Here is a 13188-nt window from a genome sequence, read left to right as displayed (position 1 = left end):
AAAAACTATATATAAAACTGTTATCATTACTAATGCGATTATCTTATTCGCTTATAATCAAAGAAGTCTACATCCACATATCCTCCCTGAGACTTGGTAGCATAATTGAATATGGCATATTTAGTACCCATAAAGAATCGTCTGTAGTCGAATACCATCCTGAAATCACTACCTATCTTTTTCCAATTCTTATTGTCATAGCTATAATAGAAAGAAGCTATATCTTTATTCAATCGGAAATCACCATCGATACGCAAAAACACACAATCTGATTCAAGTTCAACCTTCTCCATTACTTTTCTGTCAATACCGGTCACCTCTTTCTTCTCATCACTCAGACTAACAACTTCCGATTTCATATTAAGATATTTTTTATCACCTTCACATGACAAAGCAAGAATTCCAGCATCACCATTGAATGCGCTGAATCCTGCCACATCGCCATCCTTCATAGCCGAGATATCAAAAGAAACGACGGCTTCACAGCGCGGACCTTCCATACGCTGGGTCAGAGTGTTAGGAGCAAGGAATAAATTATCCACAACCCTGGCAGTCTTCAGTCTGAGGTAACCTGGTCTTTCTTTCAGACTCCAACAAGAATCCACAGGATTATGATTCCATTGCCAGTTCAGTTTAAGACTACCGTCATTAAAGCTGTCACTAACCACCAGTCCTTCTGATTGATATCCCTGTACAGGCTTTTTCATTACTTCCGGCACACGACCGTTTTCATCTCCGAGCATAGGCCATCCGTCAACCCAACGGCAAGGCATCACCGTAAGCACACGGCCCACACCACCTCTATCCTGGAAAATAACTCCGTACCAATTACCCTTACCATCGTCTACTATGGTACCTTGTGCCACATATGGAAATCCTCCAAGAGCATCCTCAAGTATCACACGTTTTTCATATGGTCCGGCTATGTTGTCGGCTCTATAACAAACCTGACGTCGCTTGCCTCCCACAGGCCATGAAATCATTATCAGATAATATTTTCCATCGTGTTTTATAACTCTACTACCTTCAAGAAGTCCGTTCTCTTCACTGTCGCGTTCGAATACTTTTGTATCAAGTCCACCTTCCAGAACACCTGTCAGATCCGGTTTCAACTCACGTAACTGTCCTGTTCCGTAGAATACATATACCCTGCCATCATCATCGAAAAACAACGAAGCATCATGAAAATGCGGGGTACGCGCCAACAAAGTCCATTCCCCTGCAGGATTATCTGTAGTATATACATATCCCTTATAAGGGGTGTCGTTTGGAGAAAAATAGGCATAATACTTTCCATCTCTATATCTTAAAGATGTAGCCCACTGTCCTCTTCCATATACTGTACCACCTTCCAGATTATAAGAAGTCTTATCATCAAGCTTGTCATACAGATAATTAATGATTTTCCAGTTCACCAAATCCTTGGAATGCATTATCGGCGCACCAGGCATAAGATGCATAGTAGTGCTTACCATATAATAATCGTCACCAACACGGATTACGTCCGGATCTGGCACGTCGGCCCATAATACAGGATTTGTGAAAGTTCCATTGCCATTATCACTCGACTGTGCCGCCGATTCACCACCACACATACATCCCAGAGCCAAAATAAAAGAGAATAAAAAATGTTTTTTCATGGATTTATACTGTTTAAATTATTTATTCGTTATAACATAATCACAACTACATTACCTGAAAATGATGAAAAGACAGTACGTTTATATTTTATCCCATCAACAGTAAACCCGGTTACAGCTGTCGCATCATCCAGATTCAACTCCCTGTAATAATTCTTTACGTTATCTACACCGGAAAAATCAATTAACAGACTGCCTAACGTAAGATAACGCATCCCATGGTTACCTGTAAAAAAATTCTCATCAAGTAATTTCCGTGCTTCAGCATTCCTCCCTTGAAATATCAGTTCCCTTACATCACCCAAATACCGACTGGCACCAGATTTATCATTGTTATAAGGTGAACCAGACCAAAATGTTTCTTCATTCAACTGAATCTCTTCATGGTCAATACCACCATAAACCATCGCCCCTATATGGGAATTACCCACGGGAAGTGCTTCCCACCAATTTTTTGCAGGATTAGAATACCATAGTCTGAGATTTTCAGCTCCTATTCCATTTACAAGAGATATTAAAACAAATACTAAAAAAAATCTCATAAGACACAAATCTTAATCTTTAAAACCATCTGATACGAACTGTAAACACATATACAAAGCCGAATGCCAGTATTCCCAATCATGTCCGCCATCTCTCACCCTAAACTGACATCCAATACCGGAATTCCTCATTGCATGGAAAAACTCAATATTTCTATCCAACAAAAAATCATCATCGCCACAATCAATGAACCATTCAACAGTTCTTAATTCTGCTTTAGTCTGATCATTTGCATTTTCTACAAATTTCACACAGCTACGTTCTTTAACAGCCCGTGTCAATATTGCAAGTTTATCATCAGGATTATCATATTTTGCCGCCCCAAACTCAGGTATATCCATAAGGGCACTCATTGCATATACCGATGAAAATTTATCAGGATACCACAGCCCGTAAGCTGTAGCCCCACCTCCCCCCATTGACAAGCCAGCTACCGCCCTGTGCGACTTGTCACTTATAACATTATATTTTTTCTCAACATAAGGAAGCAGTTCCTCAAAGAAGAAACTTTCATATTTCCATCCCGGCATGTTAAAATACCCGTTCCAAAAACCCTTATATATATCACCACCGGCATCCGGCATAATAATAACCATTTCATCTGCCTCACCTGAGTATATTAGTCTGTCGGCCACTTCCTGTAAATGTCCTCGCCACAGCCAGTCACGGTCTGTTTGCGACATTCCATGAAACAAATAAAGCACTGGATATTTCTTATCATCCTGATAAGATGGTGGTAAATAAACAGAGTAATTTCTGGAAGTTTTCAGAATATTACTGAAAATACTATCACTTACTACCTTACTGCGCGAAAACAGCTGCAAGGGTATAATAAAGAGAAAAATAAAAATAATTTTTTTTTCCATAGTTCCATGTTTTTATAATGCAAAAATATTACCATATGAATCGAAATTCAAATTTTTATGTTACAAATATAATAACATACGTTACATCAGTGGGGAAAAGTATTTCCATAGAGTACAAATATATAGCGCCAATATTACACGTCCTAATATAAAAACCTAAAAATCAAGACAATACCCCTATAGAGTAAAGCATAAAAAAATTATATGTAGTAACACACAACAAAACTTATGAAACATCTGTGACACTTATTTATAAAGCATTATAGTATCTTTGCGATTGTAAAGATTACACAACTATATCATTAAACACACGTAAAATTTCAATTAATTTAATCATGAAAAATCAAATCAAATTATTAGCATTAGGCGCATTGGGAGTTATAGCAACTTCGTGTGCAGAAAGCGGATTCAAACCGGAACCGGGAACTCCTGTTTTCAAAGATTTCATTTATACAGGAAACGACGACGTATACACCAATAATCCTTTGAGTGAAGATGAATTCTACAGTCCTATCTTGCAAGGATGTTACCCTGACCCAAGTATCTGCCGTAAGGGAGACGACTATTATCTAGTATGTTCTTCATTCGCCATTAATCCAGGTGTACCTATCTTCCATTCAAAAGATCTTGTAAACTGGAAACAGATAGGTCACGTCTTGGACCGTCCTTCACAGCTTAAGGTAGAAGATACAGGAATAAGCGCAGGTATATATGCACCAACCATAAGATATAATCCAAACAATGATACCTTCTACATGATTACAACTCAATTTGCCGGAGGTATCGGAAACATGGTTGTAAAAACTAAAGATCCTATGCAGGGATGGAGCGACCCAATAAAACTGAACTTCGAAGGTATTGACCCTGACATCTTCTTCGATGACAATGGTAAGGCATACATAGTTCATAACGATGCACCAGAAAAAGCCTTATACGAAGGTCACAGAGTAATAAAGGTTTGGGAATATGATACAGAAAAAGACCAGATTATTCCAGAAACAGACAAGGTTGTTGTAAACGGTGGAGTAGACCTTTCTAAAAAACCTATATGGATAGAAGCTCCACATCTTTATAAAAAAGACGGCAAATACTATCTGATGTGTGCTGAAGGTGGTACTGGCGGATGGCATAGCGAAGTTATATTTATAGCAGATAGTCCTAAAGGTCCGTTCAAACCAGCTCCAAAGAACCCTATACTTTCTCAAAGACATTTGCCAGCTGACAGACCAGAGAAAGTAGACTGGGCTGGACACGCTGATTTAGTAGAAGGACCAGACGGTAAATACTATGGTGTATTCCTGGCAATACGTCCAAATGAAACAAACAGAGTAAATACAGGACGTGAAACATTTATCCTTCCTGTAGACTGGACTGGCACATTCCCTGTTTTTGAAGGTGGTCTGGAACCACTGAAAGCAAAGCTTAAAATGCCTCAAGGTGTAAAAAACATGACAGGAAAAGACGGTTACTTCCCTAACGGAAATTTCACTTTCAGCGACTCATTTACAACAACCCCACTTGATTACCGTTGGGTTGGAGTAAGAGGAGCAAAGGAAGGATTTGTTTCTACTACTACAGAAGGGCTCAGCATAACACCTTATGAGACAAACATAAAAGCTAAAGTTCCTACATCAACATTGTTCTATCGCCAGCAACATATAAACTTTACCGCAACAACAACTCTTTCATACATTCCTCGTACTGAAAAAGATCTTGCAGGTATTACATGCTACCAGAGCGAAAGTTTCAACTATGTGTTCGGTGTAACTAAAAAGGCTGAAGACAACTATTTGGTTTTGCAACGTACAGCAAAAGGTAGTTCTACTACAATTGCTAGTGTAAAAGTTGAAGACACAACACCTATCAAGCTGCAGGTTGAAGCCGAAGGAAACAACTATACATTCAGTTATGCTACAGGAAAAGATGAATTCAAAAATTTGGGAGAAACAGTTTCGGGAGATATTTTGTCGACAAACGTAGCAGGCGGATTTACAGGTGCTATGATAGGGCTTTATGCTACTTCCGGTAATGATGCAACCATACAATAATAAATACTGATTAGCTAATAAATCATTAAAAAAGGTATAGAGTAATGACTTTATACCTTTTTTCGTTTCAAAAGATTAATACATGAACAATACCAGAATTTCTCTTTATATCAACATGTCTGTTATTATAACTCAAGTTTCGGATTTTAAATTTATCTCCACCCAGAAACTCATGCCTGGATTTTCACGGAAGACATATCCAATTTTATCAATTATTCAAAGACTGTTTGTGTCAAGTTCTAAAATTCCAGGAACCCTTTATCGTCTGACAGCTGTCGGACGATTGTCTGACACGTGTCGGAAATTCGTTTGACAGCTGTCAGAAACTCATCCGACACGTGTCAAACGACAAAGAGTTATATCCGTTTGCAACGTACTTTTAGAGATTCTATAAGATATTTACAAATTAAATGAAAACCATAATGTTCCCAAGTTATAAGTTTTGTGATGGACAGTTAACTGACTATTCCGAAATGGAAAAGAAGTACCGCAAGAACGAGAATAATTATTATGCGTTATTGAAGTGATATGTGAAGGATGTGAAAGTGAAATGTGGTATGAATATACTTAGAATTATGACATTATTGTCTTATCGCAATAATATCAATCAACTGGCAGGATTAATAAATCTTTTATTTAACGTCTATAACAAATCTTCTATAAGCAGTAAGAGATGAAACACCATCATCAGTTAAAACTAATATAACATGGAAATTCTTCCCTCTTGCATCATCTGGTATAATGACCTTGCATTTCCCCATATTATCATAATTCAGGCTAACAGTTCTTTTATAGCTTCCTGGTTCATTATACACCATCCACTCATAATGCAAATCATCATTATCAGGATCGAACGAAGAAGATGCATCCAACAATAATGTTTCTCCTGCTGATACCTCAATATTGATATGATTGTAAGTAGAATCATTGTTTATAACAACTATTGGGTGATGATTGGCTTCTGAATATTCAGAAGTAGTTGTCCATATCATCCTTGCAGCAAAATCGTTCAGAATATGTTCCTTCCATTTATTTATAGCATTAACACCTTCTGGTGCACTAGCATACATATAGTATGTATCATACTGTGCTTCACTCTTACCAGATTTTTCTATAAAATCCATACCTCTTACACCTGCAACAGGTTCTTTTGAAAACCTTCCTCCCCATCCACCGTATGAGACACTGTCGGGCACATTTAATCCGTTAGCCAAAACATAAAGGAAAGAAGGTGTATCTCCCTCAGCTGCCCATTTTCTGTCGGGATATATTGCTCCGAACGGTTCTTTTGACTGCACATTCTCTGCTATCCACTCATCAGACGGACCACATCCGTAAACCTGAGTATTGCGTATATACTGTATTTCAGGAAAATGCTTTGCAATCCATGCCCCGGCATCGTCTTGTCCCAACACATCGTATATACGTATCTTAGCAACAAACCTCTTAAACTCCTCAGAAGTTCTACTTTCATGAACTTTCCATATTGCCTGAGCTATGGTATTCATACCACTCCATGCTAAAAGCCACACTGGTCGGGAATCACTCTGCTTATCGACAGCAGAAATAATGAGTTCAGAACCAGGAGAATCCTTTCCTTCGCCTACACCTGCCATGTTCGAAACAGCTTGCCCACGTTTCACAACAGATTTCAGATAATCAGCATCAGTAAAGCCATCGGAATGTTTCCTCAACATGGGCAAAACCATTGAATAACCGTCTATCACTTTTATAATTTCAGCAGTCCAGTCCGGACAATCTATCCATGAGGAGGAACTTATTATTCCCTCAATATCTACAACATCCGAACAAACCAAAAGATGTATCAATGATTGTGTGTCATCAGGATCTGCACCACCCAAATCGGTAGCCACAATCAATCTTTGTTTACATGATGTACTTTGGGCAGAAACTACAAAAGTACAAACTAAAGCAATAAATAAAAATAACAGCTTTTTCATATCCATATTATTTCATGCAGTAAATATAATAAAAATACCGGTCCGATGAAATGCTTGTTCACCTAGAACCGGTATTTAATAATAAACCTACTTTAATTAAAGAATCCCAAACTTATGAACAAGAATAACTTGAAAATACTTATTTATTTAAAGAAATACTCTTAATCGTTATAGGTTTGCCTCCTGTAGACCAAAATCCTACTATATACAGATGAGAAGGATCAAGTTTTATACCTTCAGCATTAGTCATATTCTGCAGATTGACATTTATTACAGTAGAACTACCAAAATCATACATTGCAGGTGATGTCCAATATGAATTTTGGTCAAATAGTCTGAAAGATGCTCCACAATCATTAGGTGAAGCCAATTCTACTCTTATAGAGCTGTACTCATGCAAATCTAGTCCATCAGCATATTGCCATCCTCCAAAACCATATTTTCCTGTAATGAGTGTAGAAGTTTCTTCATCAAACGATCCATCTTCCCATATTGAAGGATTGAAAAACTCTTCTTTTAAAATAAATGGAGAAAGGACTTTTACTGAAACAGAAAGTTCTTTTCGGTCCTGACTGTCTGTTACATATGAAATTGTAAGAGTAGCCTGTCCTTCGGATACAGCTACTATTTTACCTACTCCATCAACCTTAACAACAGAATCATCAGATGAAGCAAGAGTTACTTCGTGTGTAATCATACGTGTAGATCCATCAGAATAGACAGCCTTAACATTTATATATTCAGCATCACCCATAACCAATTCAATATTATCCGGCGTTCCAACGAATTCAAGTCTTTCCAACTCTCCATTAACAACCACACCTTCAGCGTACTCCTTAAACCAATGATACATAGGCCAAGGGCATGCTTCTGGATCATTAAGGAAGGTGTAGTTTCCCAGTTCGCCAGGTATATCTTCAAAAGCAGCCAACATTTCAGAATCTGTAGTAAAGAACAGCCATGAGACATTACCGGACTTATCGGCTATATACTTAAAGTTTGCCCCGAAACCTTTTCCTCCAGCTTCTCCTGTTATACTCTTTCCCCAAGTAGCATCGTATTTCTTCGGGGCCCAATCAATTTCTGTCACCATTATAGGTGCAAATTCTGCAACAGGACCAACCTGTGCATCCCATCCACGCTGAAAAGCTTCATAACCTCCTCCTGTAGAAGAACCAATACCTTCAGAGCTGTCTTCTTCTGCATCACTGCCATACCATCCGGGGTAACAATGTACTGCAAATCCAATATTCTCCCCTTCAATCCTATGAGTAGCATATCCTGCATACGAAGACTGATAGGCTAAACCTGGTACCCATATTATATTATTACTATTATTAGAACGGATTTTATCTACAATAGCCTGAAAATATTCCTTCATATTTGCAAAACAAGCTTCACCACTGCTTCCAAATTTGCCATCCGTACCTTTGATATTTACCGGTTCATTAGCCAATTCAAACATAATACCGGTATTATTCTTCAGTTTACTGTGTTTTGACACAATATCCCACACTTTCAACAAGAATTCTTGATAAGTGTCACCAATCTCTATACCCTCGTAACCCTCACCATTAGGACAGACTCCAGGCGGACGCATAACTACATACATTCCTTTTGATAAAAAATATTCGGCCATAGGAACAAACAGTTCATCTAGATACTTGCGGAAACGTACTTCTGAAAATCTTTCATGCCCTTCATAACGAACAGAAGGTTTATTGGGGTCATCACTCCAGTATGGATCAAGATGCATACGCACAAAATTAAATTTCCAACCGGCATCCAGAATTTCGTCTACCATACGTTTATTATAACTCAAACATCCGTTTACATCATAATTTGACCATCTGTTACTATTGAAAAAAGGACTATATGTCTGGGTAAAGCCATGAAGATTTACAATTTCTCCTTCAGCATTTTTCAGATAACGACCGTCAACATGTAATTCAGGTAGTGTCACTATAGGTTCCGGTTCTGGATCCGGCTCAGGTTCTGGTTTCGGTTCCGGAGTAGGTTCTTCAACAGTTGGCGGTTCTTCTATTAATTCTTTATCACTACAAGAGAAGAGAAATTGTCCTAATATAAAACATGTAATGATAAGCTTTATTCGATATTTCATATTGTTAAATTTATTCAGATCATACAATCGAGTATAACCCCATTCATTGGCTTTCCTCTTAGAGATTCCACATCGAATCAGATTGGATATTCTCGTCTTAGGGTTTTTCCAAGATTTCCATATACACATTCGTATGCGACGTCGTAACCATTCGTCCGTTTCAAGGAGAAGACGTTTCATGTTGGCAAGGTGGTAATAGCCTATCCAACCTCTTATATATTCCTTAAGTTTTTGCTTTCTACGTTCATAACCCATTCCATTGCTACGACCTGTAAGCTCTTTCAAGCGGAGCTTCATCTTGACTTTAGATTTGGAGTGTACGCATAATTCAAATTTACCTTTGGAGTTATAAAAGGAATAACCTAAGTATTTTACACCTTTGACATATGAGACTGTTGTCTTTTCCTTGTTTACTCTCAAATGAAGTTTACCCTCGATAAATCGGGTAATAGATTCCTTAGTTTGTTTCGCCGCACTTTTACTTCGGCAGAATATCATTGAATCATCGGCATACCGAACAAAGAGATGACCTCTTCGCGTTAGTTCCTTGTCGAGTTCATTAAGCATGATATTACTTAATAGGGGACTTAAAGGACCACCTTGAGGAGTGCCTTCGTGGCTCGCCTCAAACATACCATGATTCAGGATTCCGCTGCGGAGATATTTGTGTATAAGACTAACCACTCTTCCATCCTTTATTGTACGGCTCAGTATTTCTATCAGACGACTGTGGCATACGGTATCGAAGAATCGCTCGAGGTCAAGGTCTACTACATATTTGTAACCTGAATTGACGATGTCTTTCGCCCTGCGTAATGCAGCATGACAACCACGTCTCGGACGAAAACCGAAACTACTTCGGCTAAACTGAGCTTCGTAGATGGGGGTCAGTACTTGGGTGATGGCTTGCTGTATCAGTCGGTCTACAACGGTCGGTATTCCTAACTGTCGCATCTTGCCGTTATCCTTAGGAATTTCCACTCTAAGGACAGGATTGGGACGGTAGCTGCCGTCAAGCAAAGAGCGTATCAAGCTTTTCTTGTTGGCGAGGAGCCATGGGAAAAGTTCGTCACATGACATCTTGTCGATACCGCCACACCCTTTGTTTCTGACTACAGTCTTATAAGCCTTATTCAGATTATCGGGTGAAAGAATAGCTTCCAGAAGATGCTCTCTGTCTAATGGTACTTCCACGACATTGTCTTCAACCATCCATATGAAGGTCTGCGCTCCCACATACCATTCAGATTCCGTCTTAGCTCTCTGAGGGCAGCCTAAAACTTCAGTTCCAGTTTTGTGCATTCTCTCCCAAATACGGTAGTTTTCAATTATTATCGTTTAAATAAAGTTCTGTCCTTCACAAACTTATCGACACGTTTGCTACTATGACATCTGCTGACTTCTCACGGCAAGCTTTACTCCGCTGATTTCGATTTTTTTTTTTCACTATTCTCATGCGTCCGTGAGACCTCCTCGGATAAGGGTATTAACTTTCCATCTTATGTCTGCTCCATTTTTTCGCAAGCTCAAGGAAAATCCATCAACAGTTCCGAATAGCTATAGGGCTTTGGTTTGCTTTGCAACCTTACCCACGGTTATATGCCTTATATGAAGTTTCTGTTCGTCAGACCAGATGTTTGCCACCAGCTTCCTTTAGATTCCACCTCGCGATGGACACCCTTGCTTTTGGCTGTATGATTCCCGCTATTAGGGCTCATTGGGGACTTGCACCCGTTAGCTAATACTCATGCTGAGCGTACATAATAATGGGCAGATAAAAATAATACCTGCCCATTAATATAATAGAAGATTGATTAATTTAGAAATTACTCAACATCAGTACCTCTCAATCCATTTACGAAACCTTCATAAGCAGGTTTACGATTGTAATTCAAATCCCACAATCCAACAGGCTCTCCACCTCTCCAACCAGAGTCGGCAGGACTATCTGTTGCACACCACTGAGTAATACCATACTGCTGGTTTACAGGAATAATCTCGAAATACTTACGGATTATAAATGTATAGAACTCTGCCATTTTCTGCTGCTGTTCCAATGTTACATTTTCTGTCTTTATACCTGTACCGAATGCTTTATCAACAATTCCCATATCCAACTCAGAAATCTTGACGAGCTTGCCTGATTCTGCCAGAATTCTGAACATATTAACAATGGCATCTTCTTGTGCCTTTTGATCTGCTTCGTTCAAAATGTAGCTGACATGCATTTGAGTTCCAATACCATCAATCTTAGTAACGCCGTCAGCTTCCCATCTCTTTATCCATTCTACCAAACTCTTGGCTTTCATGTTGCCATCCCACCATGATTCCAAATTAAAGTCATTAATGAAGAGTTTCAAATCAGAAGGATTTCCACCATACTCAGCAAAGTATTTACGAGTCTTTGATTCGAGAATACGTACATAGTCTATGTCACCAAGATAATCTGGCCAATAGAAATTTGCAGTAGGATCACCATTTTCTGCAGACTGAAGGTCATATATACCGTCGTGATCATCATCCGCTCCGGATACGGTTTCATTTGCCAAATCCCAAGCAGTTACATAACCTCCTGTAGCCTCCATCATACCTTTAATCCAATTATCCAAAGCCCATGTAAGAGTATCCTTCTTTTCTTCCGGTGTCAACGGTATAGCATTGGCCGATTTCTCATAATATAAACATACATCATCGAAGTACAAAGTTCCTACGTATGCACCAATATTAAACAATAAACGTGTTGCTCCCTCTCCAGTACAAGCTGTAGAAATAGTAACCTCTTTCCAATCAGTAGTTACCTGTAAAGCAGGGAAATCACCACAACCAATATATCCATTAGGATTTTGGAAGCCAACTCCTATGCTACTTTCTTTAGTTCCTTTTATTTTAAGGCGTAAGAAATAAACTGTTCCATTTGTGAAAGGAGTAGTTACCTCATAGCACAACTGCTTTTCCCACGATTGGGATTCTGAAGGATTTTCAACGACGCAAACACCATCGACTACAGAAGATGTATGACCACCCCATCCGCCTATAGGCGTACCACTGGAATAATCATCCTCTATTACAGAGACAGGAATTGCAACCTCACCGGCATTACTTTCGTAATAAATAGCCAAATCATCAATATAAATTGATCCAGCGTATGCTCCATAATTGAAAAGGAAACGGTCCGCACCGTCTTGAGCTGTAGTTGAAACCAATACTTCAGTCCAGTCTGTAGTAATATTCATAGAAGGGAAATCTCCACGACCACCATAATCTGCGCTATGCTGGAAAGACGCCCCCATACTTCCTTCAACACTACCTTTAACTTTAAAACTCAAATAATAAACTTGACCTCCTTCAAAAGGCAAATCAATAGCAGCTTGAGCTTCCCATGGATTTACAACACTTGGGTTAGTCATTTTTAAACACTTAGAGCCATCAGGTCCTTCATTGACTACTTCAAGAGTTGAATTGTTTCCCCATCCACCAATTGGATTACCATCTTCAAAGTCTGACTGATAAGCATATTTATTCGTAACACTTCCGTCACCTACAACTTCTTTATCAGCTATCAATGAATTCAAATATTTAATATTCTGCTGTGAATGCCATCCTAATGTATGACCATATATTGTCATGCCAGCAGCTTTGGCTTCATTCACAAAATTTGTAACATTATAAAAATTCATAGTGCCATCATCAGAAACGCAGGAAGCATATTTCATTTCATTACCAGCTGTCATTTCATCAAAATTAGATATTGCCAAGCTATGAACTTGTCCACCTGCGACAAAATCATTGGCTCCCAATGCAATACCCAACTTAAAGTTGGGATTTGCAGTACGGTCAACATATGTTTTTAATGCATCATAAGCATTCAGATATTCATATTGTTCAATATTTGCCGGTTTCTCTACTTTAAATTCAGCAATCTGTTCGTCAGCACATGCTGCCATGAGAAGCAACATTGACAATGAACTTATATATAAAGATTTATTCTTCATAACCAGTACATATTTT

The 13188-nt window shown here is 38.7% G+C and carries 7 protein-coding genes and 1 pseudogene; 1 reads left to right on the top strand and 7 read right to left on the bottom strand.

Features of this window, described 5'->3' with window-relative positions:
- Positions 1–38: 38 nt before the first annotated feature.
- Genes OCV82_RS03320 through OCV82_RS03310 form a run of 3 tightly spaced genes read right to left on the bottom strand, consistent with a single transcriptional unit; the run spans position 39 to position 3049 of the window.
- Positions 39–1640, bottom strand: coding sequence for a glycoside hydrolase family 43 protein (locus OCV82_RS03320; protein ID WP_154043117.1), 1602 nt, complete (start codon positions 1638–1640; stop codon positions 39–41).
- A 29-nt stretch (positions 1641–1669) separates the two neighbouring features.
- Entirely contained in the window at positions 1670–2182 is a 513-nt protein-coding gene (locus OCV82_RS03315) for a glycoside hydrolase family 95 protein (RefSeq protein WP_154043116.1), read from the bottom strand.
- Between the two features lie 12 nt (positions 2183–2194).
- Positions 2195–3049: an alpha/beta hydrolase gene (locus tag OCV82_RS03310; protein ID WP_154043115.1), complete on the bottom strand. Its 855-nt coding sequence runs from the start codon at positions 3047–3049 to the stop codon at positions 2195–2197.
- Between the two features lie 335 nt (positions 3050–3384).
- On the opposite strand from OCV82_RS03310, the gene OCV82_RS03305 reads away from it, so the two are divergent.
- Positions 3385–5097 (top strand): glycoside hydrolase family 43 protein, encoded by a 1713-nt coding sequence (locus tag OCV82_RS03305; RefSeq protein ID WP_154043114.1) that lies wholly within the window; start codon positions 3385–3387, stop codon positions 5095–5097.
- 632 nt (positions 5098–5729) lie between these two features.
- On the opposite strand, the gene OCV82_RS03300 is transcribed toward OCV82_RS03305, so the two are convergent.
- The 4 genes and pseudogenes from OCV82_RS03300 to OCV82_RS03285 all read right to left on the bottom strand — a co-directional run bounded on the left by OCV82_RS03300 (position 5730) and on the right by OCV82_RS03285 (position 13172).
- On the bottom strand, positions 5730–7058 hold the full coding sequence (locus OCV82_RS03300; protein WP_154043113.1) for a nucleoside hydrolase-like domain-containing protein: 1329 nt from the start codon (positions 7056–7058) through the stop codon (positions 5730–5732).
- A 139-nt stretch (positions 7059–7197) separates the two neighbouring features.
- A complete protein-coding gene (locus OCV82_RS03295; protein ID WP_154043350.1) occupies positions 7198–9180 on the bottom strand; it encodes a cellulase family glycosylhydrolase in 1983 nt (660 codons plus the stop codon).
- A gap of 27 nt (positions 9181–9207) precedes the next feature.
- A pseudogene (gene ltrA, locus OCV82_RS03290) lies at positions 9208–10494 on the bottom strand (group II intron reverse transcriptase/maturase); the annotation flags it as partial.
- Between the two features lie 512 nt (positions 10495–11006).
- Positions 11007–13172: an endo-1,4-beta-xylanase gene (locus tag OCV82_RS03285; protein ID WP_154043112.1), complete on the bottom strand. Its 2166-nt coding sequence runs from the start codon at positions 13170–13172 to the stop codon at positions 11007–11009.
- Between the last annotated feature and the right edge of the window lie 16 nt (positions 13173–13188).

The sequence above is a fragment of the Bacteroides cellulolyticus genome, from assembly GCF_025567135.1.
Classification (GTDB): Bacteria; Bacteroidota; Bacteroidia; order Bacteroidales; family Bacteroidaceae; genus Phocaeicola; species Phocaeicola cellulolyticus.
Note: the sequence above shows the minus strand (reverse complement) of the source record. Positions and strands in the feature narration are given on the sequence as shown.

Coding starts and splice junctions, on each gene's coding strand:
- OCV82_RS03320 (WP_154043117.1), bottom strand. CDS start 1,640: ATGAAAAAACATTTTTTATTCTCTTTTATTTTGGCTCTGGGATGTATG.
- OCV82_RS03315 (WP_154043116.1), bottom strand. CDS start 2,182: ATGAGATTTTTTTTAGTATTTGTTTTAATATCTCTTGTAAATGGAATA.
- OCV82_RS03310 (WP_154043115.1), bottom strand. CDS start 3,049: ATGGAAAAAAAAATTATTTTTATTTTTCTCTTTATTATACCCTTGCAG.
- OCV82_RS03305 (WP_154043114.1), top strand. CDS start 3,385: ATGAAAAATCAAATCAAATTATTAGCATTAGGCGCATTGGGAGTTATA.
- OCV82_RS03300 (WP_154043113.1), bottom strand. CDS start 7,058: ATGAAAAAGCTGTTATTTTTATTTATTGCTTTAGTTTGTACTTTTGTA.
- OCV82_RS03295 (WP_154043350.1), bottom strand. CDS start 9,180: ATGAAATATCGAATAAAGCTTATCATTACATGTTTTATATTAGGACAA.
- OCV82_RS03285 (WP_154043112.1), bottom strand. CDS start 13,172: ATGAAGAATAAATCTTTATATATAAGTTCATTGTCAATGTTGCTTCTC.